Annotated in this window: 21 protein-coding genes and 3 riboswitches; of the genes, 9 read left to right on the top strand and 12 right to left on the bottom strand. The window is 72.5% G+C overall.

Features of this window, described 5'->3' with window-relative positions:
- Positions 1–14: 14 nt before the first annotated feature.
- Entirely contained in the window at positions 15–1514 is a 1500-nt protein-coding gene (locus ACFVFH_RS33650) for a PLP-dependent aminotransferase family protein (protein ID WP_383776095.1), read from the bottom strand.
- A 102-nt stretch (positions 1515–1616) separates the two neighbouring features.
- Here ACFVFH_RS33650 and ACFVFH_RS33645 point away from each other — a divergent pair, with 102 nt between their 5' ends.
- The 4 genes from ACFVFH_RS33645 (at position 1617) to ACFVFH_RS33630 (ending at position 5172) form a co-directional block, all read left to right on the top strand.
- The gene (locus tag ACFVFH_RS33645; protein ID WP_383776092.1) at positions 1617–2339 is read left to right on the top strand and encodes a YitT family protein; all 723 of its coding nucleotides are present in this window, start codon (positions 1617–1619) and stop codon (positions 2337–2339) included.
- Positions 2336–3100: a glycerophosphodiester phosphodiesterase gene (locus ACFVFH_RS33640; RefSeq protein WP_383776090.1), complete on the top strand. Its 765-nt coding sequence runs from the start codon at positions 2336–2338 to the stop codon at positions 3098–3100. Before ACFVFH_RS33645 ends, ACFVFH_RS33640 begins: the two co-directional genes overlap by 4 nt.
- A 48-nt stretch (positions 3101–3148) precedes the next feature.
- On the top strand, positions 3149–4522 hold the full coding sequence (locus ACFVFH_RS33635) for an MFS transporter (RefSeq protein ID WP_383776087.1): 1374 nt from the start codon (positions 3149–3151) through the stop codon (positions 4520–4522).
- A 275-nt stretch (positions 4523–4797) separates the two neighbouring features.
- Positions 4798–5172 (top strand): RNA polymerase-binding protein RbpA, encoded by a 375-nt coding sequence (locus ACFVFH_RS33630; RefSeq protein ID WP_007262928.1) that lies wholly within the window; start codon positions 4798–4800, stop codon positions 5170–5172.
- Between the two features lie 123 nt (positions 5173–5295).
- Here the strand turns inward: ACFVFH_RS33630 and fxsA are convergent, their stop codons facing one another.
- From fxsA to ACFVFH_RS33610, 4 genes are all read right to left on the bottom strand, one after another.
- On the bottom strand, positions 5296–5886 hold the full coding sequence (fxsA, locus tag ACFVFH_RS33625) for an FxsA family membrane protein (protein WP_383776084.1): 591 nt from the start codon (positions 5884–5886) through the stop codon (positions 5296–5298).
- A 96-nt stretch (positions 5887–5982) separates the two neighbouring features.
- Positions 5983–6750 (bottom strand): polyprenol monophosphomannose synthase, encoded by a 768-nt coding sequence (locus ACFVFH_RS33620; RefSeq protein WP_383776081.1) that lies wholly within the window; start codon positions 6748–6750, stop codon positions 5983–5985.
- A 551-nt stretch (positions 6751–7301) separates the two neighbouring features.
- Positions 7302–8948 carry an amidohydrolase gene (locus tag ACFVFH_RS33615; protein ID WP_383776079.1) on the bottom strand — a complete coding sequence of 549 codons (1647 nt, stop codon included), beginning with the start codon at positions 8946–8948 and terminating at the stop codon, positions 7302–7304.
- A 46-nt stretch (positions 8949–8994) separates the two neighbouring features.
- Complete coding sequence (locus tag ACFVFH_RS33610) at positions 8995–9435, bottom strand: Lrp/AsnC family transcriptional regulator (protein ID WP_383776077.1); 441 nt, start codon at positions 9433–9435, stop codon at positions 8995–8997.
- Between the two features lie 203 nt (positions 9436–9638).
- On the opposite strand from ACFVFH_RS33610, the gene ACFVFH_RS33605 reads away from it, so the two are divergent.
- The gene (locus ACFVFH_RS33605) at positions 9639–10046 is read left to right on the top strand and encodes a hypothetical protein (protein WP_383776074.1); all 408 of its coding nucleotides are present in this window, start codon (positions 9639–9641) and stop codon (positions 10044–10046) included.
- A gap of 432 nt (positions 10047–10478) precedes the next feature.
- On the opposite strand, the gene ACFVFH_RS33600 is transcribed toward ACFVFH_RS33605, so the two are convergent.
- The gene (locus tag ACFVFH_RS33600) at positions 10479–11651 is read right to left on the bottom strand and encodes an acyl-CoA dehydrogenase family protein (protein ID WP_383776072.1); all 1173 of its coding nucleotides are present in this window, start codon (positions 11649–11651) and stop codon (positions 10479–10481) included.
- Between the two features lie 374 nt (positions 11652–12025).
- Here ACFVFH_RS33600 and ACFVFH_RS33595 point away from each other — a divergent pair, with 374 nt between their 5' ends.
- The 3 genes from ACFVFH_RS33595 to ACFVFH_RS33585 all read left to right on the top strand — a co-directional run bounded on the left by ACFVFH_RS33595 (position 12026) and on the right by ACFVFH_RS33585 (position 16490).
- Positions 12026–13300, top strand: a complete 1275-nt coding sequence (locus ACFVFH_RS33595) for a glycoside hydrolase family 18 protein (RefSeq protein ID WP_383776148.1) — start codon at positions 12026–12028, stop codon at positions 13298–13300.
- Between the two features lie 150 nt (positions 13301–13450).
- The gene (argG, locus tag ACFVFH_RS33590) at positions 13451–14899 is read left to right on the top strand and encodes an argininosuccinate synthase (protein ID WP_383776070.1); all 1449 of its coding nucleotides are present in this window, start codon (positions 13451–13453) and stop codon (positions 14897–14899) included.
- Positions 14900–15116: 217 nt separating this feature from the next.
- On the top strand, positions 15117–16490 hold the full coding sequence (locus tag ACFVFH_RS33585; protein WP_383776067.1) for an alkaline phosphatase: 1374 nt from the start codon (positions 15117–15119) through the stop codon (positions 16488–16490).
- 104 nt (positions 16491–16594) lie between these two features.
- Here ACFVFH_RS33585 and ACFVFH_RS33580 read toward each other — a convergent pair whose 3' ends face one another.
- Genes ACFVFH_RS33580 through ACFVFH_RS33560 form a run of 5 tightly spaced genes read right to left on the bottom strand, consistent with a single transcriptional unit; the run spans position 16595 to position 22032 of the window.
- Entirely contained in the window at positions 16595–17386 is a 792-nt protein-coding gene (locus ACFVFH_RS33580) for an enoyl-CoA hydratase (protein ID WP_383776065.1), read from the bottom strand.
- On the bottom strand, positions 17383–18306 hold the full coding sequence (mmsB, locus tag ACFVFH_RS33575; protein WP_383776063.1) for a 3-hydroxyisobutyrate dehydrogenase: 924 nt from the start codon (positions 18304–18306) through the stop codon (positions 17383–17385). The genes ACFVFH_RS33580 and mmsB overlap by 4 nt, the downstream gene beginning before the upstream one ends.
- Positions 18303–19379: an enoyl-CoA hydratase/isomerase family protein gene (locus ACFVFH_RS33570; protein ID WP_383776060.1), complete on the bottom strand. Its 1077-nt coding sequence runs from the start codon at positions 19377–19379 to the stop codon at positions 18303–18305. Before ACFVFH_RS33570 ends, mmsB begins: the two co-directional genes overlap by 4 nt.
- Positions 19376–20536: an acyl-CoA dehydrogenase family protein gene (locus ACFVFH_RS33565; RefSeq protein ID WP_383776145.1), complete on the bottom strand. Its 1161-nt coding sequence runs from the start codon at positions 20534–20536 to the stop codon at positions 19376–19378. Before ACFVFH_RS33565 ends, ACFVFH_RS33570 begins: the two co-directional genes overlap by 4 nt.
- A complete protein-coding gene (locus tag ACFVFH_RS33560; protein WP_383776057.1) occupies positions 20533–22032 on the bottom strand; it encodes a CoA-acylating methylmalonate-semialdehyde dehydrogenase in 1500 nt (499 codons plus the stop codon). Before ACFVFH_RS33560 ends, ACFVFH_RS33565 begins: the two co-directional genes overlap by 4 nt.
- A gap of 395 nt (positions 22033–22427) precedes the next feature.
- Positions 22428–22618, bottom strand: a riboswitch (cobalamin riboswitch).
- A gap of 193 nt (positions 22619–22811) precedes the next feature.
- Here ACFVFH_RS33560 and ACFVFH_RS33555 point away from each other — a divergent pair.
- A complete protein-coding gene (locus ACFVFH_RS33555) occupies positions 22812–23264 on the top strand; it encodes a glutaredoxin domain-containing protein (protein ID WP_383776054.1) in 453 nt (150 codons plus the stop codon).
- Positions 23265–23919: 655 nt separating this feature from the next.
- Here the strand turns inward: ACFVFH_RS33555 and ACFVFH_RS33550 are convergent.
- A complete protein-coding gene (locus ACFVFH_RS33550) occupies positions 23920–25332 on the bottom strand; it encodes a hypothetical protein (protein WP_383776051.1) in 1413 nt (470 codons plus the stop codon).
- A gap of 133 nt (positions 25333–25465) precedes the next feature.
- Positions 25466–25541, bottom strand: a riboswitch (cobalamin riboswitch).
- Positions 25542–25699: 158 nt separating this feature from the next.
- A riboswitch (cobalamin riboswitch) is annotated at positions 25700–25770 on the top strand.
- The last annotated feature ends 102 nt before the right edge of the window (positions 25771–25872 follow it).

Genomic DNA, 25872 nt, shown 5'->3' with positions numbered 1-25872 from the left:
GGCTCCGGCTCCGGTCAGGCGACGAACGTCCGCGGCGCCTCGATCCCCGCGCCCGCCCCCGAGCCGACCAGCTGGGCCGCCGCCGCGAGCCGCGCCGCCGCCTCGTCCGCGACCGGCCCCGCGACCGTGAACGGCAGCCGTACGTATCCCTCGAAGGCGCCGTCGACCCCGAACCGGGGACCGGACGGGACCCGGACACCGACCCGCTCCCCGGCCACCGCCAGCCGGGAGCCGGAGAGGCCGCCGGTGCGCACCCAGAGCGTCAGGCCGCCGCGCGGGACGGAGAACTCCCAGTCGGGCAGCTCCCGGCGGACCGCGGCGACGAGCGCGTCCCGGTTCTCCCGGGCCTGTTCACGGCGGACCTGCACGGCCTCCTCCCAGCCACCGGTACGCATCAGCCAGTTCACGGCGAGCTGTTCGAGGACCGGGGTGCCCATGTCGGCGTAGGCGCGGGCGGCCACCAGGCTGCGGATCACGTCCGGGGCGGCGCGCACCCAGCCGATCCGCATGCCCGCCCAGAAGGCCTTGCTCGCCGATCCGACCGTGATCACCGTGGATCCCGCCGGGTCGAAGGCGCAGACCCGGCGGGGCATCCGCACCTCGGCGTCCAGACAGAGCTCGTTCATGGTCTCGTCGACGACCAGGACCGTTCCGGCGGAGCGGGCCGCGTCCACCAGCTCGCGCCGCCGGTCCTCGTCGGCCAGCGCGCCGGTGGGGTTGTGGAAGTCGGCGACGACATAGGCGAGCCGCGGTGCCGCGTCCCGCAGCACCTGCCGCCACCGGTTCATGTCCCAGCCGCCGAGCCCTTCCTCCATCGCCACCGGCACCAGCCGGGCGCCCGCCTCCCGCATCAGCTGAAGGATGTTGGCGTAGCTCGGGGACTCCACCGCGATCCGCTCGCCGCGGCCCGCGAAGAGATGACAGATCGCGTCGATCGCGCCCATGGCACCGGTGGTGACCATGATCTGTTCGGGCATGGTCGGGATGCCCCGCCCGGTGTAGCGGTCGGCGATCATCTGCCGCAGCGCGGGCAGGCCCGCCGGGTAGTCGCCGTGGGTGTGGGCGTACGGCGCGAGCTCCTCGATGGCCCCCTGGACCGCCCGGGTCAGCCACGGTTCAGGGGCGGGCAGCGAGGCGCAGCCCAGGTCGATCATCGAACCGAGGGACTCCGGGGGCAGCGGCTCCAGGCCGCGCGCGGGCAGCGGGTTCCCGGCGGGCACGGCGGTCCAGCTGCCCGCGCCCCGGCGGGATTCCAGGAACCCCTCGGTGCGCAGCGCCTCGTACGCCGCGGCGACGGTGGTGCGGCTGACGGAGAGGGCGAGCGCCAGTTCGCGTTCGGCGGGGAGCCTGGCGGCGACGGGCACCCGGCCTTCGAGGACCAGCAACCGGATCCCGTCGGCCAGCGCGCGATAGGCGGGCGGCCTGCGGGCGCCCGGCACGGCGGGCCGCGGCTGCTGGGCCCGAAGCTGCCGGGCGAGCTGGGCGGCGCCCACCGCCGAAGTCCACTGAGCCATGGAAATCAGTCCACCTTCCTCGGATTGGCCATAGTTGGCAGCCAATCCCCTGCCACAGAGTGACATGCGGCAGTCCACCACCACCACACCAGGGGGCACCCCTTGTCCACCGCCGCCACCCCTCGCGGGGCGCACCTCACCCGTCGGCTGATCCAGCTGTACGCCGGTCTCGCGCTGTACGGGGCCAGCTCCGCGCTCCTGGTCCGCGCCGGTCTGGGGCTCGAACCCTGGGGCGTGCTGCACCAGGGACTCGCCGAGCGCACCGGTGCGACCATCGGGGTCGTCTCGATCGTCGTCGGCGCCGCCGTCCTGCTGCTGTGGATCCCGCTCCGGCAGCGTCCGGGACTGGGCACCGTCTCCAACGTCTTCGCCGTCGGTATCGCCACGGACGGCACGCTCGCGCTGGTGCCCGATGTGCACGGCCTGGTCGCGCAGATCGCCGTGCTGGTCGCGGGGGTCGTGGTCAACGGCGTCGCCACCGGGCTGTACATAGCCGCGCGGTTCGGGCCGGGGCCCCGTGACGGTCTCATGACCGGGCTGCATCTGCGCACCGGCCGGTCCGTGCGGCTGGTGCGGACGCTGATCGAGCTGGCGGTCGTGGTGACCGGCTTCCTGCTCGGCGGCACCCTCGGCGCGGGCACGGTCCTGTACGCCCTGGCCATCGGTCCGCTCGCCCAGTTCTTCCTGCGCGTCTTCGCGATCGGCGGGAAGCCCGGCACGGAGGGGGCCGGGGCCGGCGGGGACGATGCCGTCGCGCCCGCGCCGGACGACGGCGACACCGCCGTCACCGCCCGGACACCGGGGCAGGCCATACTTCCGCAGTGACCTCAGTACGCCATCCCTACCTGGACCATCCCATGACCATCCCCTTCGCCCACCGGGGCGGCGCGGCGGACGGGATCGAGAACACCGCGGCCGCGTTCCGCCGGGCCGCGGACGCCGGGTACCGCTATTTCGAGACCGATGTGCACACCACGTCGGACGGCCGCCTGGTGGCCTTCCACGACGCCACCCTGGACCGGGTGACGGACGCCCGCGGCCGGATCGCCGAGCTGCCGTGGAGCGAGGTGCGGCGGGCCAGGGTGGCGGGCCGGGAGCCGCTGCCGCTGTTCGAGGAACTGCTGGAGACGTTCCCCGGGGCCCGCTGGAACGTCGACATCAAGGCCGGGTCCGCGCTGGTCCCGCTGGTGGAGCTGATCCGCCGCGCGAACGCCTGGGACCGGGTGTGCGTCGGGTCGTTCTCGGAGGCCCGGGTCGTCAGGGCGCACCGGCTGGCCGGGCCCCGCCTCGCCACCTCCTACGGCGTCCGGGGCGTACTGGGTCTGCGGCTGCGCTCGTACGGGATACCGGCGGCGCTGCGGGCGGGCGCGGTGTGCGCGCAGGTGCCGGAGAGCCAGAACGGCGTCCGGGTCGTCGACCGGCGCTTCGTCCGCGCGGCGCACGCCCGCGGGCTCCAGGTGCACGTGTGGACCGTCAACGAGCCGGAGCGGATGGCTGCGCTCCTCGATCTCGGTGTGGATGGCATCATGACCGATCACATCGAGACGCTGCGCACGGTGCTGAGCGAGCGGGGGGCCTGGGCCTGACGCGGGCCGGGCCGGTGACTTCACGGGGAAGAGACGAGGGGATGCGGGTTGAGCGCCGAGACCGCGGAGACCGCCGAGCCGACGGAACCAGCGGGGGGTTCCACCGATGCCGCGAGCCGCAGACGTGAGCAACACGGCTGGTACTTCTACGACTTCGCCTGCTCCGTCTACTCGACGAGCGTCCTGACGGTCTTCATAGGCCCCTATCTCACCTCGATAGCCAAGGCGGCCTCCGACGCAGACGGCTTCGTGCACCCGCTCGGCATTCCGGTCCGCGCCGGGTCGCTGTTCGCCTACGCGGTCTCCGTGTCGGTCGTGATCGCGGTGATCGTGATGCCGATCGCGGGCGCCGCCGCGGACCGTACGGGGCGCAAGAAACCGCTGCTCGCGGCCGCCGCCTACACGGGGGCCGCCGCGACCACCGGCATGTTCTTCCTGGACGGGGACCGCTATCTGCTGGGCGCGTTCCTGCTGATCGTGGCGAACGCCGCGGTCTCGGTCTCGATGGTGCTCTACAACGCGTATCTGCCGCAGATCGCCGAACCGGAGGAGCGGGACTCGGTCTCCTCGCGCGGCTGGGCCTTCGGCTACACCTCGGGCGCCTTCGTCCTGATCCTCGACCTGGTCCTCTACACGGGGCACGACTCCTTCGGCCTCTCCGAGTCCGACTCGGTACGGATCTGTCTCGCGTCGGCCGGTCTCTGGTGGGGCGCCTTCACGCTCGTGCCGCTGCGCCGGCTGCGCGACCGGCGGGTGTCGGCGGGCGGCGAGGGAGCGGTCGGCTCCGGCTGGCGGCAGCTGCTGGCCACCCTGCGCGACATGCGCCGCCATCCGCTGACGCTCTCCTTCCTGCTGGCGTACCTCGTCTACAACGACGGCGTGCAGACGGTGATCTCCCAGGCGTCGATCTACGGCTCGGAGGAGCTGGGCCTCGAACAGACGACCCTGATCACGGCGGTGCTGCTGGTCCAGGTGCTCGCGGTGGCCGGAGCGCTGGGGATGGGCCGGCTGGCGCGGGTGTACGGCGCGAAGCGCACGATCCTCGGTTCGCTCGTCGTCTGGACGCTGATCCTCGTCGCCGGCTACTTCCTCCCCGCCGGAGCGCCGGTCTTCTTCTACGCGCTGGCGTCGGCGATCGGTCTGGTACTGGGAGGCAGCCAGGCGCTGTCGCGCTCGCTCTTCTCCCATCTGGTGCCGCGCGGCAAGGAGGCCGAGTACTTCTCCGCGTACGAGATGAGCGACCGCGGGCTGAGCTGGCTGGGGCCGCTGGTGTTCGGTCTCGCGTACCAGACGACCGGCAGCTACCGGGACGCGATCATCTCGCTGGTGATCTTCTTCGTGGTCGGTTCGGTACTGCTCGCGAGGGTGCCCGTCCGGCAGGCGGTGGCGGCCGCGGGGAATCCTGTGCCGGAACGGATTTAGACGTTGAAGTGAAAGGCCGGTAGTGTACGCCTTTGGCCTGCCCGGAGGACCGTTACTGCGAGCGGAAGAAGCCGAACCGTTGGGTGACAACTTCCGCCAGATGTGACAAACCGGGCATCGCTGGGTACTTGGAACCCTGGGAAACCTGAAAAAGCAGCGGCACGACGGGCGACGCATGACCCGCAACGGGAATCTTTACCGCCGACCGGACGTTGACCGGATGACGACGACAGCGACACCTGTCCTGTGGGCGACAAGCCCGGGAGGCACGATTCATGAGTGAGCGAGCTCTCCGCGGCACGCGACTCGTGGTTACCAGCTACGAGACGGACCGCGGCATCGATCTGGCCCCGCGCCAGGCGGTGGAGTACGCATGCCAGAACGGACATCGATTTGAGATGCCGTTCTCGGTAGAGGCGGAAATTCCGCCGGAGTGGGAGTGCAAGGCGTGCGGCGCCATGGCACTCCTGGTGGACGGGGATGGCCCCGAGGAGAAGAAGGGCAAGCCTGCGCGCACGCACTGGGACATGCTCATGGAGCGGCGCACACGCGAGGAGCTGGAGGAAGTGCTCGCCGAGAGGCTGGCGGTCCTGCGCTCCGGAGCCATGAACATCGCCGTTCACCCGCGGGACAGCAGGAAGTCTGCCTGACCGACCGCGCAACACCTCGATACGACAGAGCCGCGGGCCGTGACACCGATTGTGGGTCACGGCCCGCGGCTCTGTCGCGTGTCCGTCGGTCCGCCACGGCGCGACCGACGGACACGACCGTCCTCAGGGGGTCAGTGGCGGCCGGGGGCCCTCGTCGGGGCGTGCGCCGGGCTGTGCGCCGTCCTCGCGGATGACCTCGCCCTGCACGACCTTTCCGTCCGGCCGGTGGATCCGGGCCTGCTGGAAGGCGTCGGAGAGGCTTCCGGGGCTCGCCGCCCGCATCCGGCGTTCCAGCGACCGCTCCGCGTACCGGCCGAGCCGGGCACGGACCGGCGGCACGAGCAGCAGCAGCCCCGCCACGTCCGAGACGAGCCCGGGGATCATCAGCAGCAGTCCGCCGAGCATCAGGAAGCCGTTGCCCCGGCCGCCCGAGCCGGTGGCCGGTGCGGCGTCGGCGGCCCCGGGCTGCCCCGGCATCCGCTGGAGCGTCTCGGTGAGGTTGCCGAAGGCCCGGCGCCCGGCCCGCTTCATCACGGCTCCACCGAGCACGACGCCCGCCACCAGGAGCAGCAGCACGGTGAATCCGCCCGCCGCGTCGGCCACGACGGTGAGCAGCCAGATCTCCAGCACCGCCCAGGCGGCGATGGCGAGGGGGACGAAGGTACGGGCGCGGGAGCGCTTGGGGGCGGTCGGGTGCGGTGTGCCGGTCGTCATGGTCCCCAGTGTGCCCGTACGGGCGTCCGAGTGGCACAAGGGGGTGATCATGGCGTCCCGTCCGGTGCCCGCGGCCGGGGCCTCGGGCACGGCGGATCAGATCGCCTTGCGGCCCAGCACCCGGTTGGTACGGGAGGTGACGCCCCAGGACGTGACCCGCCAGAGCGCCTCGACCAGGATGTCGCGGCTCATCTTCGAATCACCGACCTCCCGGTCGACGAAGGTGATCGGCACCTCGACGACGTGGTACCCGGCCTCGACGGCACGGCGGGCCAGGTCGACCTGGAAGCAGTAGCCCTGGGAGGCGACCTGGTCGAGGCCGAGGCCCTCCAGGGTCTCGGCGCGGAAGGCCCGGTAGCCGCCGGTGACGTCCCTGGTCCGCAGCCCGAGGAGGAGCCGGGAGTAGGTGCTGCCGCCGCGGGAGATCATCTCGCGGGACTTGGGCCAGTTGACCACGCGCCCGCCCGGCACCCAGCGGGAGCCGAGCACCAGGTCGGCGCCCTTGAGCGCGGTGAGCAGCCTGGGCAGTTCCTCGGGCTGGTGGGAGCCGTCGGCGTCCATCTCCACGAGCACGCCGTAGCCGTGTTCGGTGCCCCAGCGGAACCCGGCGAGGTAGGCGGCGCCGAGCCCTTCCTTGCCCTTGCGGTGCAGCACCTGGACGTGTCCGTCCGCGGCCGCGATCTCGTCGGCGATCTTGCCGGTGCCGTCGGGGCTGTTGTCGTCGGCGACCAGGATGTCGGCTTCCGGCACAGCGGCGCGCACCCGGCTGACGATCGGCGTGATGTTCTCGGCCTCGTTGTAGGTCGGAATGATCACCAGGATTCTGCCGAGCGGGCCGTACCGCCGCTGACCGCCGTCGTTCACTAACTGCCCCTTAAGTCCGTACGCAGGTGCCCACCTTATCGAGCGCGCGGCGCCCCCTCGTCGACGCGGTCGGACACGGCCGGGCACCGCCGGGGACAGAAGGCCGGAAGTACGGACAGAAACACGGGTACGAGCACGGACGGGAACTACGGATGGGGGCCCGGCGCCCTTCGGGCCGACCTGGGACCCGCTGGCTGCGGGTCGACCTAGAGCCGTTGTCTACTGAACGTCCGGGCCCCACCCGGGTCGCACCGCCGTCCGGCTGAAACCTTCCCTCGCCCCCGAGGCGCGGGCGCTGAACCTGGCTGTCGGGGGTGGTGCGCCGGTGCGGCGCACCACCCCATGACCCAGCGGCGTTCGACGACTGCGTGGTGGTTCAACCGGTCGGACGTCCTGTGGTGGACCCGGCAGAACCTACCGGCCGGTGGGCGCGTTCTGTCAATAGCCGTCTGACCTGCAATATTTACGAAAGTTGCCTGGTCAGTAGCGAAGATCCGCAGGTCGCGGCGGAACGGGGGCCGCCACCGGCCACGATGCGAAATGTCCGTACGTCACTCGTTCGGCCGTGCATAGACCGTTTGTCCGAGGACCACGGTGCGCAGACAGACCGGCAGTTCGGCGCCGGGGGTGAGATCGGGCAGTCCGGGCGTTCCCGAGCGGGGGTCCGTCGACCAGCGGGCGACCCGGTCGTCCGGGGCCTGGACCACCAGGTCAGCGGTGCGCCAGACCGCGTAGTCGGCCGGGGCGCCGGGCACCAGGGTGCCCGCGTCGTCACGGCCGACGGCCCGCCAGCCGCCCCGGGTGTGGGCGGTGAAGCCCGCCCGTACGGAGATCCGGTGCTCGGGCGTGCGATGGAAGGCGGCGGCCCGTACGGTGCCCCACGGGTCGAGCGGGGTGACCGGGCTGTCGGAGCCGAAGGCCAGCGGCACACCGGCCCGCAGCAGCGCCGCGTAGGGGTTGAGGGTCCTGGCCCGCTCGGCGCCGAGGCGCTGGGCGTACATGCCCTCCGCACCGCCCCAGGCCGCGTCGAAGGCGGGCTGGACGGAGGCGGTCAGGCCCAGCTCCGCGAAGGCGGCGATGGTCTCGGGGGTGAGCATCTCGGCGTGCTCGACGCGATGCCGGGCGCCCCGGATCCGGGGCAGGCCGAGCGTCTCGGCGGCGGTTCGGACCCCTTCCACCACGGCGGAGACCGCCGCGTCGCCGATGGCGTGGAAGCCGGCCTGGAGCCCCGCCTCGGTGCACGCGGTGACATGGGCGGCGATCCGGGCCGCGTCCAGGTGGGCGGTGCCCGTGGCGCCGGCCGCGCCGTCCGCGTACGGCTCGTGCAGGCAGGCGGTGTGCGAGCCGAGCGAGCCGTCCACGAAGAGGTCGCCGGCCGCCCCGACGGCGCCGAGCTCCCTGATCCGGCGGGCGTCCTTCTCGTCGGCGACCTGCTCGGCCCAGTAGCCGAAGACCCGCGGTCCGCTCTCGGCGGCGGCGAGCTTGAGCAGTGCGGCGAAGTCCTCCTCGTCGGAGATGTCGGGGCCGCCGCACTCGTGGACGGTGCCGATGCCGAGCGAGGCGGCGTGCCGCAGGGCGGCGCGCTGGGCCGCGGCGCGCTGGCGCGGCGAGACGGCGCCGTGGGCCGCGGAGCGGACCGCGTGGTGGGCCGCGCCGGTGAGCGGGGCGTCGGGGTGGTAGCCGGTCAGTCCGGTGACGCCCGGGACGAGGTCGAGCAGCGCGGTGGTGACGACCGCGGAATGGACGTCGACCCGGGGCAGGTAGACCGGCCGGCCGCCGGCCGCCGCGTCGAGTTCGCCGCGCGAGGGGGCCCGCCGTTCGGGCCAGCGCGTGGCGTCCCAGCCGTGGCCGAGGACCACCCGGTCCTCGGGGTGCGCGGCCACGTACGCGCGCAGCAGGCCGAGCGCCTCGCCGAGGCTCCGGCTGCCGGACAGGTCGAGGCCGGTGAGGGCCAGACCGGTCGACGTGGTGTGCACATGGGCGTCGGTGAAAGCGGGGGTGACCAGCGCGCCGTCGAGGTCGACCACCTCGTCGACACCGCTCGCGAAGGCGTCGGCGGCCCCTTCCGAGCCCACCCAGGCGACATGGCCGCGTTCGACCACCATGGCGGTGGCGAAGGGGTCGGCGGGGCTGTGGACGTCTCCACCGCGCAGCAGCACGGTGCGGTGTTCGCTCTGGGGGGCGGTGCTCTCGGTCATGGGACCAGTCTCGCGCCTGTCCGGACCCGCGCGGCCCGCGGCCCCCTCAGAGCCGCGGCGGCCTGGCCTCGTACGGGGTGGACAGGACGACGGTCGTCCGGGTGGAGACACCGGCGAGCGAGCGGATCCGGGTGAGCAGGTGCTCCAGCTCCAGCGGTGTGGCGACGCGCACCTTCAGGATGTAGTTCTCGTCGCCCGCGACGCTGTGGCACGCCTCCAGCTCCGGAACCTCCGCCAGCCGCTCGGCGATGTCGTCCGGCGCGCTCGGGTCGAAGGGTTTCACCGAGATGAACGCGGTGAGCGGCAGGCCGATGGCCTCGGGGTCGACGACCGCGGCGTAGCCCCGGATCACCCCGCGCTGTTCCAGCCTGCGGACGCGCTGATGAACGGCCGATGTGGACAGGCCCGTGGCCTTGCCCAGGTCGGTGTAGCTCATCCGCCCGTCCCTGACGAGCAACTCCACGATCTGTCGGTCCAGCTCCTCCATGCGGATCAACCTATTGCCCCGGGTCCCTCCAGGCACAGCCGCAGGGGCTCCGGAAGGGAAACTGCGGCGGGCATGTGACGAATGCCACAGGTTTACGGATGGGTAGCCGTCCACCTCGCGGTTACGGCCGATGTGCGGAGGGAAGTGCTTGCTGTGGCCGAGGGCGTGTCGCCTGGTCGGCCCACCCGAGGGGGGAATTTCCCATGCAGAGCCTGAAGCTCACCGGACGCACCGAACCGGATCCTGTCGAGAACGACGCCGCCGACGAGGGCACCGTCGCCGACGCGTACGACACCTTCGAGATGTACCGGGTGATCTGCCCGGACTGCGCGCAGCCGATCGCGCTGCTCGCGGACGAGGACGTACTGCCGGAGCACGCGCTGTGCCCGACGCCGTGGAATCCGTTCGTGCTGACCGTCTGCGCCGGTACGGGCCGCGCGGCGGCGCTGTCGCGCCCCGCCGACGACACGCTCGACGCCCAGGAGCAGGAGACGGGCCTGCTGTTGACGCTCCCTCAGGGGCTCGACTGGAGGATGCAGCCCTTCTCGCACGCCGGAGGTCCCGGCTCGCGCCCGCTGCGGGTGCCGCGGATGCGCCGCGACGCCGCCTGACGGCAGCCTTCCGCATCCGCCCGAAGCCCTGCGCCGCACCACGACGGCCCGACCGACGTGGTGCCCGCGGTGAGACCCGGCAGGACCGGGGACGGGGCGAACGGGCTCTCTATTCGGCCGGGCAGTGACCCGGACCCGTCCCGCGCCGTTGGCCAGGTATGACCCCGCTGCACTCAACGGCCGGTCCCGGCCGTCGCCGCCTCGCCGCTCCCGCCGTCGAAGAATCGGTTCCGCAGCCCGGTGCGCAGCCGGTGCCCCGGCCCGCGACTCCCCGGTCGGTGTCCCGCCCCGTGCCGCACTCCGCCGATCCGCCCATCTACCGGGCGCTGCTGAGCCATTGGGAGCGCGCGGACCGGACCCTGCCGGGCCGCCACGACCAGGAGTGGAACCGGATCATGACGACGCCGGTGTGGTCGGACCGGCCGGCGCGGGTCAGCGCGTCTCGGGACCCGCGAGGTGGCGCGCGATGACCATCCGCTGGATCTGATTGGTGCCCTCGACGATCTGCAGCACCTTGGCCTCGCGCATCAGCCTCTCGACGGGGAAGTCGAGGGTGTAGCCGTAGCCGCCGAGCACCTGGACCGCGTCGACGGTAACCCGCATGGCCGTGTCCGTGCAGAAGAGCTTGGCCATGGCCGCCTGGCGCGAGAAGGGCTTGCCCTCGTCCCGGAGCCGGGCCGCCTCCAGGTAGAGCGCCCGGCCCGCCTCGATCTGGGTGGCCATGTCGGCGAGCATGAAGCGCAGCCCCTGGAAGTCCGCGATGGGGCGGCCGAACTGCTGCCGTCCGGTGGCGTAGCCGACGGCTTCGGTCAGGGCCGCCTGGGCGACACCGATCGCGCAGGCGGCGATGCCGAGGCGCCCGGAGTCGAGCGCGGACAGGGCGATCGCGAAGCCCTGGCCCTCCTCGCCGATCCGGCGCGCGTCGGAGACCCGGACGCCGTCGAAGTTGAGCTGGGCGGTGGGCGAGCCCTTCATCCCCATCTTCTTCTCGGGGGCGGCGGCTTCGAGCCCCTCGGCGTCGCCGGGCACCAGGAACGCGGTGATCCCGCGGGCTCCCTCGGTTCCGGTGCGGGCCAGGACCGTGTAGAAGTCGGCGACACCGCCGTGGGTGATCCACGCCTTGGTGCCGGTGATGATCCAGTCGTCGCCGTCCCGTACGGCCTTGGTACGGAGCGAGGCGGCATCGGAGCCCGCGGCGGGCTCGGAGAGGCAGTAGGCGCCCAGCAGGCCCCCTCCCAGCATCGCCGGGAGGTGTTCGGTCCGCTGCTCCTTGGTGCCGTATCCGGCGACCGCGTGGCAGGCGAGGGAGTGGACGCTGACACCGAGGCCGACGGTGAGCCGGGCGGCCGCGAGCTCTTCGAGGACCTGGAGATAGACCTCGTACGGCTGGTCGCCGCCGCCGTGGGCGGAGTCGTAGGGCAGTCCCAGCAGTCCGGATTCGGAGAGCAGGGTGAAGACCTCGCGCGGGAACCGGCCCGCTTCCTCCTCCTCGGCCGCCCCGGGCGCGATCTCCCGCTGGGCGATGTCGCGGACGAGCGCGACGAGTTGCCTGGACTCCTCGGTGGGCAGACGACGTTCCACCAATTGCGGGGCACGGTCGGTCATGACGGCGCTCTCCTCCCTGTCGGGCGTTGCGACGGTCGCGCGCGAGGGGTGTGGGCGGCGCCGCCGTGGGTTTCCGGGGCGACCCCGGAAAAGCACTGCTGTTCAGCCGACGCCGCCGCCCTCGGATTGCGAGAGCTGCCGGTCAGCGGCTGTGGCGGCTTGAGTATGCCCGATCGGACGATATCCGTCACGGGGTCACCGGGCGACTCGGCACCGGGCGTGACGATCACCGGAGTTGGTCCGAACCATTGACCCGACTGGTCTAGTCCATCTACGGTTCCCACCGGAACGGCCTCTGCGCGTTCATGCCAAGTCCATGCGATGGCCGACCACCTGCCCCCACACACGAGTTCCCTCCCCCACGAGGAGACATGATGTTCGGACCCCACCGTCCCCGCGCCCGCTTCCGGGCGTTCGCCGCAGCCGTCTGCACCGCCGCCCTCGGAGCCGCCCTGCTGGGCGCCGCGGGCACCGCGTCGGCCGGCACCACCCCCGCCACCACGCGGGCAGCGGCCCCCGCAGCCGCCGACGCCACCCCCACGGCAGCCGGCAGCAAGGTGGTCGGGTACTTCACCAACTGGGGCGTGTACCAGCGCAATTACCACGTCAGGAACATCGAGACCTCCGGCTCGGCCGACAAGCTCACGCACATCAACTACGCCTTCGGCAACGTCACCGGCGGCAAGTGCGCGATCGGCGACTCGTACGCCGACTACGAGAAGGCGTACACGGCCGACCAGTCCGTCGACGGTGTGGCGGACACCTGGGACCAGGATCTGCGCGGCAACTTCAACCAGCTGCGCAAGCTGAAGAAGCTGCACCCGGACCTCAAGGTCATCTGGTCGTTCGGCGGCTGGACCTGGTCCGGCGGCTTCGGCGAGGCGGCGAAGAACCCGGCCGCGTTCGCCGACTCCTGCTACAGCCTGGTGAAGGACCCCCGCTGGGCCGACGTCTTCGACGGCATCGACATCGACTGGGAGTACCCCAACGCCTGCGGCCTGACCTGCGACACCAGCGGGCGCGAGGCCTACGGCAACCTGCTGGCGGCGCTGCGCTCGAAGTTCGGCGGCGACAATCTGGTCACCTCGGCGATCAGCGCCGACGCCTCCGACGGCGGCAAGCTCGACGCGGTCGACTACGGCGCCGCGGCACAGTACGTCGACTGGTACAACCCGATGACGTACGACTTCTTCGGCGCCTGGGACGCCCAGGGCCCGACCGCGCCGCACTCCCCCCTCACCTCCTACGACGGCATCCCGAAGGACGGGTTCAACAGCGAGGCCACCATCGCCAAGCTGAAGGCCCAGGGCGTCCCCGCCTCGAAGCTGCTGCTCGGCATCGGCTTCTACGGCCGCGGCTGGACCGGCGTCACCCAGGACGCGCCCGGCGGCACCGCCACCGGCGCCGCACCCGGCACCTACGAAGCCGGCATCGAGGACTACAAGGTCCTCAAGAACAGCTGCCCCGCCACCGGCACCGTCGCGGGCACCGCCTACGCCCACTGCGGCACCAACTGGTGGAGCTACGACACCCCCGCCACCATCTCCACCAAGATGGCCTACAAGAACCAGCAGGGCCTCGGCGGCACCTTCTTCTGGGAGCTCAGCGGTGACACCACCGACGGAGAGCTGATCAAGGCGATCGACTGACGGTCGCCCGTTCCACCGAGCATCGATCAGGGCCGAGCGGCCGGGCGATCCGCCCGGCCGCTCGGCACGTCACCGGGGGCCACCGGCCGCGGCGCGCCCGCCCGACCTGGCGGTGTTGCATGATCATGCGAAGTGATGCATAGTCTTCCTATGTCCAAAGTCCTCACCTCCCTCCCCACCGGCGAGCGCGTCGGCATCGCCTTCTCCGGCGGGCTCGACACCTCCGTCGCCGTCGCCTGGATGCGCGACAAGGGTGCCGTCCCGTGCACGTACACCGCCGACATCGGCCAGTACGACGAGCCCGACATCGCGTCCGTGCCCGGCCGCGCCTCCGCGTACGGCGCCGAGATCACCCGGCTCGTCGACTGCCGGGCCGCGCTGGTCGAGGAAGGGCTGGCGGCGCTGGCCTGCGGCGCGTTCCACATCAGGTCGGGCGGACGCCCGTACTTCAACACCACGCCGCTGGGGCGGGCCGTGACCGGCACGCTGCTGGTGCGGGCCATGCTCGAGGACGGGGTGCAGATCTGGGGCGACGGCTCCACGTTCAAGGGCAACGACATCGAGCGGTTCTACCGCTACGGGCTGCTCGCCAACCCGCACCTGCGGATCTACAAGCCCTGGCTGGACGCGGACTTCGTCACGGAGCTCGGCGGCCGCAGGGAGATGTCCGAGTGGCTGCTCGCCCACGGGCTGCCCTACCGGGACTCGACGGAGAAGGCGTACTCCACGGACGCCAACATCTGGGGTGCCACCCACGAGGCCAAGACCCTGGAGCACCTCGACACCGGGGTCGAGACGGTCGACCCGATCATGGGCGTGCGGTTCTGGGACCCGTCGGTGGAGATCGACACCGAGGACGTGACGATCGGCTTCGACCAGGGCCGCCCGGTCACCGTCAACGGCAAGGAGTTCGCCACCCCGGTCGACCTCGTGATGGAGGCCAACGCGATCGGCGGCCGCCACGGGCTCGGCATGTCCGACCAGATCGAGAACCGGATCATCGAGGCCAAGAGCCGCGGCATCTACGAGGCGCCCGGCATGGCGCTGCTGCACATCGCCTACGAGCGCCTGGTCAACGCGATCCACAACGAGGACACCCTGGCGGCGTACCACAACGAGGGACGGCGTCTGGGCCGCCTGATGTACGAGGGCCGCTGGCTGGACCCGCAGGCGCTGATGATCCGCGAGTCGCTCCAGCGCTGGGTCGGCGCGGCCGTCACCGGCGAGGTGACGGTGCGGCTGCGGCGCGGCGAGGACTACTCGGTCCTCGACACCACGGGCCCGGCGTTCAGCTACCACCCGGACAAGCTCTCCATGGAGCGCACCGAGGACTCGGCCTTCGGCCCGGTGGACCGGATCGGCCAGCTCACCATGCGGAACCTGGACATCGCCGACTCCCGCGCGCGGCTGGAGCAGTACGCGGGCCTCGGCCTGGTCGGCAGCGGTCACCCGACGCCGATCGGCGCCGCCCAGGCCGCCTCGACCGGTCTGATCGGCGCCATGGACCGGGGCGGCGCCCAGGCGATCGCCTCGCGCGGCGAGACCACGGACGAGGAGACGATGCTGGACCGGGCCGCGATGGAATCCGGCACGGACTGACTCCGGCCACCGGGCGTACGCACCCGGTCGGCGGGCCCCGGCGGACTCCTTCCGCCGGGGCCCGCCGTCGTGCGGCCGGGACCGGTCCGGCGCCCGCGGGCCCGCGATGCCATGTTCCGGCAGGACGGGCGCGGTCTCGGCGTCACCGACGGTTCACCCGCCGCTGATGAGGTGATCCCCGTCGGTGCTCCCCGCCGACCGGATCAAGGAGATTTCCATGCCCAGACAGCGCCTGTCCCGCAGCCACCTGATGGCCACCGGTGCGGTCATCGCCGCCACCGCCACCGCCGCCGTCGCCCTCACGGCGACGGCCGGTGCGTACGGCTCGAAGGAGCACGCCAAGGACGCCATCAAGGGCGGCAAGGCGAAGAACGTCATCCTGCTCATCGGTGACGGCATGGGCGATTCGGAGATCACTCTCGCCCGCGACTACACGGTCGGCGCGGCCGGCCGGCTGAACATGGACAAGTTCCCGCTGACCGGTGCCTACACGACGTACGCGGTGCACGCGGACGGCACGCCGGACTACGTCACCGACTCCGCGGCCAGCGGCACCGGCTGGGCGACCGGCGTCAAGACCGTCAACGGGCGGATCTCCAAGACGCCGCGCACCGACAAGGCCGTGCCGACCATTCTGGAGCTGGCGCAGAAGGGCGGTTACGCCACCGGCTCGGTGACCACCGCCGAGCTGACCGACGCCACCCCGGCCGTTCTCGCCTCGCACGCCACCGACCGCTCCTGCCAGGGCCCCGCCGACATGGCCAAGTGCCCCACCGACACCATCGCCAAGGGCGGCCCCGGTTCCATCGCCGAGCAGAGCGTGAACCACAAGGTCGACGTCCTGCTCGGCGGCGGCAAGCAGCGCTTCGACCAGAAGGTCACCCAGGGCAAGTACAAGGGTCTGACCGTCACCGAGCAGGCGCGGAAGCTGGGTTACCAGGTCGTCACCGACAACGCCTCCCTGAAGAAGGTCAAGGGCGGCAAGCCGGTGCTCGGGCTCTTCGCGCCCGGCAACGTCCCCACCGAGTGGACCGGCAAGACCGCCGCGGTGGGCGGGACCGCCCCCCAGCGCTGTGTCACCTCCAACCCGGGCCGGCCCGCGGGCACCCCGAACCTGGCCGACCAGACCACCAAGGCCATCCAGCTCCTGGAGGCGAAGCAGAAGCAGAAGCACAGCAAGAAGGGCTTCTTCCTCCAGGTCGAGGGCGCGTCGATCGACAAGCAGGACCACGCGGCCGACCCGTGCGGCCAGATCGGCGAGACCGCGGCCTTCGACCGCGCGGTGAAGGCGGCCCGCGCGTACGCCGCCAAGCACCCCGACACCCTGGTCGTCACCACCGCCGACCACGGCCACAGCAGCCAGATCGTGCCGCTGGAGGCCCAGCCGCCCGGCCTGTCCTCCACCCTGGTCACCGACGAGGGCCAGCAGCTCAAGGTGAACTACTCGACCAACCCGCCCGGTGAGTCGCAGGAGCACACCGGTACCGAGGTCCGGATCGCGGCGCAGGGTCCGCAGGCCTACCGGGTCCTGGGCGTCACCGACCAGACCGACCTGTTCACCACGATCCGCGAGGCGCTCCGGGTGCGCTGACCGCTCCGGTGACCCCGTCCCCCGGCCCCGTCGGCCCGAGCAGTGCCGACGGGGCCGGGGCCGTGCGTCCTCGGACGCCGTGGCGGGCGGCTCCCGCTGCCGGGTCAGCGGTGCGTGAACACCGGCGGGCGCTTCTCCGCGAAGGCCGTCATGCCCTCCTTCTGGTCGTCGGTGGCGAAGACGGCGTGGAAGAGACGGCGTTCGAAGCGGACCCCTTCGGAGAGGGTCGTCTCGAAGGCACGGTCCACGGCCTCCTTCGCCATCATCGCGACGGGTGCGGACATGGCGGCCACGGTCCCGGCGACGGTCATCGCCTCGTCGAGCAGGTCGGCCGCGGGCACGATCCGGGAGACCAGTCCGGCGCGTTCGGCCTCGACGGCGTCCATGGTGCGGCCTGTGAGGCACAGGTCCATGGCCTTGGCCTTGCCGATCGCCCGGGTCAGCCGCTGGGATCCGCCGATGCCCGGGATGACGCCGAGCTTGATCTCGGGCTGGCCGAAGACCGCCGTGTCGGCGGCGAGGAGGATGTCGCACATCATGGCGAGCTCGCAGCCCCCGCCCAGGGCGTGACCGGCGACGGCGGCGACGGTGGGGGTGCGGATCCGGGCGAACCTGTCCCACGCGGAGAACCAGTCGCTCAGGTACATGTCCATATAGCCCTGCGGCCGCATCTCCTTGATGTCGGCCCCGGCGGCGAAGGCCCGGTCGGAACCGGTGAGGACGATGCAGCCGGTGTCCGGGTCCCGGTCGAGGGCCTCGGCGGCGGTCACGACCTCGTCCATGAGCGTCAGGTTCAGGGCGTTGAGGGCCCCGGGGCGGTCGAGGGTGATGAGCGCGCCGCGTCCTCTGCGCTCGACCCTGATGGTCTCGTACGACACGGTGGCGGGGTCGGTCATGACGCTGTTCCGTTCTGGTCGTCGGGGTGCGCGGAGCCGTCCCGGACGGCTCGTACGATCGCGGAGAAGTCCTGGTCCGCGCCGGCTCCCCCGGCGAACCGCTCGTACATCCGCGCGGCGGCCAGGCCGAGGGAGGCGTCCACACCGCCCTCGCGGATCGCGTTGGCGGCGAGGCCGAGGTCCTTGGCCATCAGGGGTGCGGCGAAGCCCGGCCGGTAGTCGCGGTTGGCCGGGCTGGCCGGGACCGGGCCGGGGACGGGGCAGTTGGTGGTGAGGGCCCAGCACTGGCCGGAGGCGGTGGAAGCGACGTCGAAGAGTGCCTGGTGGGTCAGGCCCAGCCGCTCGCCGAGGACGAACGCCTCGCTCACGGCGATCATGGAGACGCCGAGGATCATGTTGTTGCAGATCTTCGCCGCCTGCCCGGCCCCGGCCGCCCCGCAGTGCACCGTTTTCCTGCCCATGGCGGCCAGTACCGGCTCCGCCTCGGCGAATTCGGCCGCCCCGCCGCCCGCCATGAAGGTGAGCGTGGCGGCTTCCGCGCCCATCACTCCTCCGGAGACCGGCGCGTCGAGTGCGCGGTGCCCGGCGTCGACCACGGCCTCGTGCGCGGTCCGGGCGTCCGCGACGTCGATCGTCGAGCAGTCGACGAAGAGCGTCCCCGGCGCGGCGGCGGCCAGCAGTCCCTGGTCACGGTAGAGGGCCAGGACATGGCGGCCGGCGGGGAGCATGGTGATCACCAGGTCGGCCCGTGCGGCGGCGTCCGTCGCGCGGGCGACCGGTTCCACCCCGGCGGCAGCGGCGGTGGCCAGCGACTCGGCCACGAGGTCGTGGCCGAGCACGCGGTATCCGGCCTTCACGAGGTTGGCGGCCATCGGGCCGCCCATGTGACCGAGGCCGATGAAAGCGATGACGTCGCTCACCACGGCACCTCCTGGGTGGAGTCGGAGTCGGCGAGGTGGAGTTCACGCTCACCGAGCGGTGCGAAGAAGCCGTCCACGTCCTGGTCCGTGACCTCGGCGAAGGTGGCGGGCCGCCAGTGCGGGGCCCGGTCCTTGTCGATCACCTGCGCGCGGATGCCCTCCACCAGGTCGGGATGGCCGAGGGCGGCGCAGGACACCCGGTACTCCTGCTCCAGGACCCTTTCCAGGGGCCCGAGTCCACGGGCGCGGCGGAGCGAGGCCAGGGTGACCTTGATCGCGGTGGGTGATCCGGACAGCAGCGCGGTGGCCGCGTCCTTCGCCGCCGGGGCGCCGTGCCCCAGCAGCCGGTCGACGATCTCCTCGACCGTGTCCGCCGCGTAGCAGTCGTCGATCCAGGCGCGGTGCCCGTCGAGGACGCCGGGGGGCGCCGGCCGGACGTGGCGGGTGAGCACGTCGTGGACGGGGGCGGCGGCGAGTCCGGCGAGCAGCGCGGGGAGCTCGTCGGAGGGGACGAAGTGGTCGGCGAGGCCGCACAGTTGGGCGTCGGCCGCGCCGATGGGCGTACCGGTGAGGGCGAGGTGGGTGCCCAGTTCGCCGGGGGCCAGGCCGAGCAGATGGGTACCGCCCACGTCGGGGACGAAGCCGATGCCGGTCTCGGGCATCGCGATCCGGGAGCGTTCGGTGACCAGGCGCACGGTCCCGTGGGCCGAGATGCCGACGCCGCCGCCCATGACGATGCCGTCCATCACGGCGACATACGGCTTCCGCAGGCGCGCGATCCGGGCGTTGAGCCGGTACTCGTCGCGCCAGAAGTCCGCGGAGGCGGTGCCGCCCGTGACGGCGTCGTGGTGGATGGCGCGGATGTCTCCGCCGGCGCACAGACCGCGCTCGCCCGCTCCGGTGACGACGATCGTCTCGACGCCGGGGTCGGACTCCCAGGTGTCGAGGGCGTCTGCGATCGTGCGGACCATCGCGTGGGTGAGGGCGTTCAGCGCCTTGGGCCGGTCGAGGACGATGTGGGCCGCACGGCCCTCGGTGCGCAGCAGTACGGGGCTGTCGGAGGGGGCCGTCATCGGACGGCCTCCGTCAGTGCCCGCGCCACGATGACACGCATGATCTCGTTGGTCCCTTCCAGGATCTGGTGCACCCGCAGGTCGCGGACGATCTTCTCGATGCCGTATTCGCTCAGGTAGCCGTAGCCGCCGTGGAGTTGCAGCGCGCGGTCGGCGACGGAGTATCCGGTGTCGGTGGCGAACCGCTTGGCCATCGCGCAGAGCCGGGGCGCCGCCGGATCTCCACTGTCGAGGGCCTCGGCGGCCTGCCGGACGAGGGCGCGGGCAGCCGCGAGTTCGGTGGCCATGTCGGCCAGCCGGAACTGGAGTGCCGGGGCGTCCAGAAGCCGGGCGCCGAACGCCTCGCGGTCGGCGAGGTGGGCCAGGCTGCGGTCCAGAGCGCTCTGCGCGCCGCCCAGCGAGCAGGCGGCGATGCCGAGGCGGCCGCCGTTGAGCCCGTTCATGGCGATGCGGAACCCGTCGCCCTCGGCGCCGAGCCTGCGGTCGGCGGGTACGCGTACGCCGTCCAGGACGACCTGCCGGGTGGGCTGCGCGTTCCACCCCATCTTGCGTTCGTTCGGCCCGAAGGAGAGCCCGGGGTCGTTCCGTTCGACGACGAAGGCCGAGATCCCGCCGGGTCCCTCGCCGCCGGTGCGCGCCATGACGACGTACACGTCGGCGGCGCCGGCCCCGGAGATGAACTGCTTCACCCCGGTGAGCACGTAGTGGTCCCCGTCCCGGACGGCCCGGGTGCGCAGGGCGGCGGCGTCGGAGCCCGCCGCGGGTTCGGTCAGGCAGTAGCTGCCCAGAGTCTCGGCGGTGCAGAGGGCGGGCAGCCGGCGGGCGCGCTGGCCGTCGTCCCCGTACCGGTCGATCATCCAGGCGACCATGTTGTGGATGGAGAGGTAACCGGCGATGGAGGGGCAGCCGGTGGCGAGGACCTCGAAGACCAGGGCTCCGTCGGTCCGGGTGAGGGCGGAGCCGCCGTGTTCCTCTCGGACGTAGACGCCCGCGAGGCCGAGTCCCGCGGCCCTGCGCAGGACGTCCAGGGGGAAGTGTTTGTCCTGGTCCCAGGCGACGGCGTGCGGGGCGAGGTGTTCCTGGGCGAAGTCGAGGGTGACCTCGGCCAGGGCGAGTTGGTCCTTGGTGAGCGAGGTGGTGGTGGTCACGGCGCTCAGCCCATCGTCGGGATGGTGAAGCTCGCGCCCTCCTTGACCCCGGAGGGCCAGCGGGAGGTCACGGTCTTGGTGCGGGTGCAGAACCGGATCGCGTCCGGGCCGTGCTGGTTGAGGTCGCCGAATCCGGAGCGCTTCCAGCCGCCGAAGGTGTGGTAGGCGACCGGCACCGGGATGGGTACGTTGACGCCGACCATGCCGGTGTCGACCCGCCGGGTGAAGTCGCGGGCGGTGTCCCCGTCGCGGGTGAAGATCGCGACCCCGTTGCCGTACGGGTGCTCGCTGGGCAGCCGCAGCGCCTCCTCGTAGTCGGCCGCGCGGACGACGGACAGGACGGGCCCGAAGATCTCCTCCTGGTAGATCCGCATGGCGGGGGTGACCCGGTCGAAGAGGGTGGCTCCGGCGAAGAACCCGTTCTCGTGCCCCGGAAGGGTGAAGTCGCGCCCGTCGACGACGAGTTCGGCGCCCTCCTCCACTCCGGTGGCGACAAGGCGGCGGACGCGTTCGAGGGCGTCCCGGCCGACCAGCGGGCCGAAGTCGGCGTCCGGGTCGTCCGAGCGGCCGATCCGGAGCGTGGCGATCCGGTCCCGGAGCGCGGCGACGAGCGCGTCGGCGGTCTCCTCCCCCACCGGGACGGCCACCGAGATCGCCATGCAGCGTTCGCCCGCGGATCCGTACCCCGCGCCGACGAGGGCGTCGACGGCCTGGTCGAGGTCGGCGTCCGGCATCACGATCATGTGGTTCTTGGCGCCGCCGAAGCACTGCGCCCGCTTGCCGTGCGCGGCGGCGGTGGCGTAGACGTGCGCCGCGACCTGGGTGGACCCCACGAAGCCGAGCGCCCGCACCCGTGGGTCCTCCAGCAGGACGTCGACCGCCTCCCGGTCGCCGTTGACGACATTGAGGACGCCGGGCGGCAGTCCGGCCTCCAGGAAGAGTTCGGCGAGCCGCAGCGGTACCGAGGGGTCGCGCTCCGAGGGCTTGAGGATGAAGGAGTTTCCGCAGGCCAGCGCCGGGGCGGCCTGCCACAGCGGGATCATCGCGGGGAAGTTGAACGGGGTGATGCCGGCGATCACGCCGAGCGGGGCGCGCAGCGAGTGCACATCGATGCCGGTTCCGGCGCTGTCGGTGAAATCGCCCTTGAGCAGGTGCGGAATCCCGGCGGCGAACTCGACGACCTCCAGGCCGCGTTGGATGTCCCCGTGGGCGTCGGACACCGTCTTGCCGTGTTCGGCCGAGAGCAGGCGGGCGAGGTCGTCCCGCTCGTCCTCGACCAGTTGGAGGAAGCGCAGCAGGACCCGGGCGCGTCGCTGCGGGTTCCGGTCGGCCCATTCGGCCTGCGCGGCGGCGGCGTCGGCGATCGCCGCCCGCACTTCCTGCCCGTCGGCCAGGGGGACCCGCGCCTGGACGGCGCCGGTGTTGGGGTCGTGCACGTCGGCGAAGTTGCCGGACGTTCCGGCGGTGCGCTTGCCGCCGATGAAGTGGGTCAGTTCACGGACCATGGGAGCCTGCTCTCGTCAGGTGGGATCCGGGGAAGGCACGGCGGGGCGGCGTACGCGCCGGGGGCGGCACACGCGGGTCCTGCCGTGGGTCGTGCGGGGGGAGCCGTCGAGGACCGAGGGCTGTCCCGTAATCCCTGGTGGGTCAGCGCGCGGCGGCGGACGCGGTGCGCCGCGGAGCGGAGGGGCGCCCGGGGTGCCGGGCGCACGCGGACGTTCCGACGGCACGGCGGGGTGCCGTGGCTGTCGTCGCGCGCATGCCAGGGATTACGGGGCAGTCCTCAGCCGCGTGACGGGACCCGCGTGTGGCCGTGCGGCACGAGCCGCACGCGCTTCGCCGGATCACCTGGGCCATGGGTACGGACCGGTGCCATGAGTGTCTGCTCCATCCTCGTGGACAACACGGAACAACCCGCGGCCGGTATCCTGACTCCCGGATCGACGCACGCGCCCCGGCCTTCCCGACGGGTCTCCCCGTCAGTGGCCTTGTCCTGCTGAGGCGCACGCTCCCCGGTCACAGTGGCGGGACCGTGCCGGATTCACACCGGCTTCCCTGCACCGCGGACCTACCCCACGAACATATAGTTGGACGTCCTAGTAAGTCCACCCCCGCATCCGGCCGCGTCGACGACCGGCCACACCGGCCCGGCCCTCCCCGGCTCCCCGGCATCCGCGCCGGCGCACGGGGCATCTCCCGGCGGATCACGGGGCGGCTGTCGGCGGGATCGTCGTGCTCCAGGTGGAGTTGGAGCGCCTCCGGCCCATCGATAGCCTTCGGCCTCATGACACGCGCCTGGATCCTGCCGATGCTGATGGTGCTCTGCGGTTCGGCCCTCGCGGCGGGGTCGCTCGCCGGTGGGAACCCCGGCACGGCCGTTGCCGTACTGACCGTCTTCGTGCTGCTCGCGGCCGTGAACTCGCCCCTGTTCTTCCCGAGGTCGATCGGCGCGCCGGAGGCACGACGCCGCAGCGCGGCCGACGGACGGCCGGTCGTCTACTGGCGGCCCGGCTGCGCGTACTGCCTGCGCCTGCGCGTCCGGCTGGGCCTGCGTGCCCGCCGGGCGCTCTGGGTCGACATCTGGCGCGATCCGGAGGGAGCCGCGACGGTGCGGGCGGCCAACGACGGCAACGAGACCGTGCCGACCGTCGTCGTGGCGGGCCGGCCGTACACCAACCCCGATCCCGCGTGGGTGCGCCGGCAGCTCTCCCGCACGCCCGGGTCACCGACCGGGTGACGGAACCTGCGACGCCTCGGGCCGGGAGCGCGCGGATCGGGGACGTACGGATCGGGGACGTGCGGGGACGTGCGGATCGGGAGGGAGCGCGCGGGGACTTGCGGATCGGGAGCACGCAGGCCGGGAGCACGCGGACACGGAGGAACGCGCGGACGGTGCCGGAGTGCGGCAGCACCGGGGGCCGGGCGGCCGGTGCGATGCCGCTCGAACCCACCCGGTCCGCGCGGGAGGACGTCACCATGGGCTTGCGATACGGCGGCAGTTGACGTTACGTCACATATACGCCTCCGGCAGGGCCAAGGACCTCCGGAACGCCCGCCGCACACACCGTCGCCCGCCGCACCCCGACACCACGATCCGCACCACCGGGCCGGAGCGCACCGGGCGCCGCGGAATGCCCCGCGAGGCCCGCCGCCCCGACCCCGGCCCCCGGTGTCGCGGCGCGCCACCGGGGCAGCCACCGCGACCGGACGACCGGGGCCCCGGCCCCGCATCCCGCATCCCGCATCCCGCATCCCGCATCCCGCAACCGTCCGCGAGGCGGTGCGGCCGGGACGGCCCGGCGTGAGCAGCGCGCCCTCCCCCGGCCGTCCCGGAGCGGAGCGCTCGGGAGCGGCCGGGGGAGGGGACGCGCGGCGGGCCCCGCCGCCGCGGCTCAGGCCCCCAGACGCAGGGCGATGGTGTCGCCCACCTTGATCACCTTCTCGCGGAGGGCGCCCGCGAACGCGGAGCCGTCGACGCTGACCTTCCAGGTGCTGGAGCCGCTGTTGGCCTTGCCGTTGACCGCGGTGACGGCGCCCGTGCCCGACGAGGGGGTCACGGCCGTGACGCAGCCCGACGGGGTGGCGGCGCTCGTCGCGGCGGCCAGGACGTCGCCGAGGGTCGTGGTCGTACCGGTCGGGGTGAGGGCCACCGAGCACACCTTGAGGCTGCCGGTGCCGTCGTCGACGGTCAGCGCCAGCTCGGTGGCGGTGCCCGAGGCGAAGGAGGACTGGCCGACCCACTGCGGGGCGCCGGGGGTGACCGGGACCGGCGGGGCGGCCGTGAAGCCGCCGCCGACGACCCCGCGCAGCGCGTCGATCGAGGAGTAGGCGGACGGCGCGGTGTCGGACGGCTGGTACTTGAAGCCGCCTCCCGGGTTGTACTGGTTGGCGATCAGGAAGTCGACCGGCGTGTTGCCGTTGACGGTGAGGAAGTCACCGGTCTGCGGGTCGATCCCGCAGGCGTTCAGACCGGCCACGCCCCAGCCGTTGGAGCTGGTGTTGACCCCGTAGAGGGAGTTGAACGCGCCAGTGGTGGCGACCAGTTTGCCCTTGAGGAAGTTCTTGGCCCGCACGACGTCCGCGTCGGTGCGGGGTACGCCCGAGACGCAGAGGGCGGCCATCGAGGCGCCGGTCATGTCGACGTCGCTCGCGGAGCCGAGGGCGCCGGGGTCGCCTTCGGCCTTGCTGTAGGTCCAGCCGCCGTCGACGTGCTGGTTGGCCCGGATGCGGGCGACCATCGAGCTGGTCAGCGCCTGCGGGACCCGGACGCCGCCCGCCTGGGTACGGGCGCCGCCGAGCGCGAGGGCCGCGAAGACGGTGCCGTTGAAGTTCGCGGACGGGCCGAAGTAGCCGGGTTCGGCGGTCTGCCAGTAGGAGTAGATGTCGGCGACGAGGTTGCGCGAGGCGGAGACACGGGCCGGGTCGATCCCGGCGGCGTACGCGTTCAGTGTGCCCCGCTCGTAGTCGGTGACCACGGGGGCTGCGGAGGGCCAGCCGGACGTGGCCAGCAGATTGCGGTACACGGTGCGGGCGTTCTTCGTGGTGTCGCCGCCCGGAGCGACGTCGACGACGGCCGTCCCGGCGGCCGCGAAGGCGCTGAACGCCCACTCGTTGGACAGCCCGGAACCGGCGTACGAACCGTCCGCCGCCTGGAGCGACTTGAGGTAGGTGACGCCGTTGGTTCTGGAGGTGGCTATCTGCGCGGGGCTGGAGGTCGCGAGGGCGGGCAGCGTGGTGAGGGCGAGGGCGCCGAGCGCGGCGGGAACGACGAGTGCGAGACGGCGGGACGTACGGGGACGGGACATGGCCTGCTCCTGGAATCGGCGGACGCCGGTCTCCGGGGCATGCCGGGCCCTGCCCCGTGAGGAGGCACGGCCGGGCCTGGTCGGGAGCCGCCGTCCGGAACGCGTGGTACGGCTTCATGTGCTGCTGCACCATGGGCATTCGGGCTCGGAAACGGCCCCCGCCGTCCCATACCGCTGCGCGTCAGCTCCGGCCTCGCACCGGATTCCCCCATGTGGCAGCCCAGGACGCTACCCGAGCGGTGGAGGGTCCGCCAGCGGTTCGCCCGGGGCCGCCCGGATGTCCGGGATGCGTCCGGTGCGACGGACACCACCTTGACGGCCCGGCCGGAACCGTGTTGCACTCCGGCTGACAAGCACTCAGCACCAGGGGAAGCCGGTCGAATTCCGGCGCTGACCCGCAACCGTGGACCCGGTATCTCCCGGGTGAGCCGGAATGCCTGGAGCTGGACCGGAGCAAGAGGAACGCCGTCGCGGACTACGGCGTGGCCGTCGCAGTCTTCCCACGGCGCAGCCGTGCGGGGGCGCATCGCCACACACGCA

It is taken from the genome of Streptomyces sp. NPDC057697 (genome assembly GCF_042799335.1).
GTDB lineage: Bacteria > Actinomycetota > Actinomycetes > Streptomycetales > Streptomycetaceae > Streptomyces.
Note: the sequence above shows the minus strand (reverse complement) of the source record. Positions and strands in the feature narration are given on the sequence as shown.

Excerpts from the sequence above, each read along its gene's own strand:
- ACFVFH_RS33650 (WP_383776095.1), bottom strand. The coding sequence starts at position 1,514 with ATGGCTCAGTGGACTTCGGCGGTGGGCGCCGCCCAGCTCGCCCGGCAG.
- ACFVFH_RS33630 (WP_007262928.1), top strand. The coding sequence starts at position 4,798 with ATGAGTGAGCGAGCTCTCCGCGGCACGCGACTCGTGGTTACCAGCTAC.
- fxsA (WP_383776084.1), bottom strand. The coding sequence starts at position 5,886 with ATGACGACCGGCACACCGCACCCGACCGCCCCCAAGCGCTCCCGCGCC.
- ACFVFH_RS33615 (WP_383776079.1), bottom strand. The coding sequence starts at position 8,948 with ATGACCGAGAGCACCGCCCCCCAGAGCGAACACCGCACCGTGCTGCTG.
- ACFVFH_RS33610 (WP_383776077.1), bottom strand. The coding sequence starts at position 9,435 with ATGGAGGAGCTGGACCGACAGATCGTGGAGTTGCTCGTCAGGGACGGG.
- ACFVFH_RS33605 (WP_383776074.1), top strand. The coding sequence starts at position 9,639 with ATGCAGAGCCTGAAGCTCACCGGACGCACCGAACCGGATCCTGTCGAG.
- ACFVFH_RS33600 (WP_383776072.1), bottom strand. The coding sequence starts at position 11,651 with ATGACCGACCGTGCCCCGCAATTGGTGGAACGTCGTCTGCCCACCGAG.
- ACFVFH_RS33595 (WP_383776148.1), top strand. The coding sequence starts at position 12,026 with ATGTTCGGACCCCACCGTCCCCGCGCCCGCTTCCGGGCGTTCGCCGCA.
- argG (WP_383776070.1), top strand. The coding sequence starts at position 13,451 with ATGTCCAAAGTCCTCACCTCCCTCCCCACCGGCGAGCGCGTCGGCATC.
- ACFVFH_RS33585 (WP_383776067.1), top strand. The coding sequence starts at position 15,117 with ATGCCCAGACAGCGCCTGTCCCGCAGCCACCTGATGGCCACCGGTGCG.
- ACFVFH_RS33580 (WP_383776065.1), bottom strand. The coding sequence starts at position 17,386 with ATGACCGACCCCGCCACCGTGTCGTACGAGACCATCAGGGTCGAGCGC.
- ACFVFH_RS33570 (WP_383776060.1), bottom strand. The coding sequence starts at position 19,379 with ATGACGGCCCCCTCCGACAGCCCCGTACTGCTGCGCACCGAGGGCCGT.
- ACFVFH_RS33560 (WP_383776057.1), bottom strand. The coding sequence starts at position 22,032 with ATGGTCCGTGAACTGACCCACTTCATCGGCGGCAAGCGCACCGCCGGA.
- ACFVFH_RS33555 (WP_383776054.1), top strand. The coding sequence starts at position 22,812 with ATGACACGCGCCTGGATCCTGCCGATGCTGATGGTGCTCTGCGGTTCG.
- ACFVFH_RS33550 (WP_383776051.1), bottom strand. The coding sequence starts at position 25,332 with ATGTCCCGTCCCCGTACGTCCCGCCGTCTCGCACTCGTCGTTCCCGCC.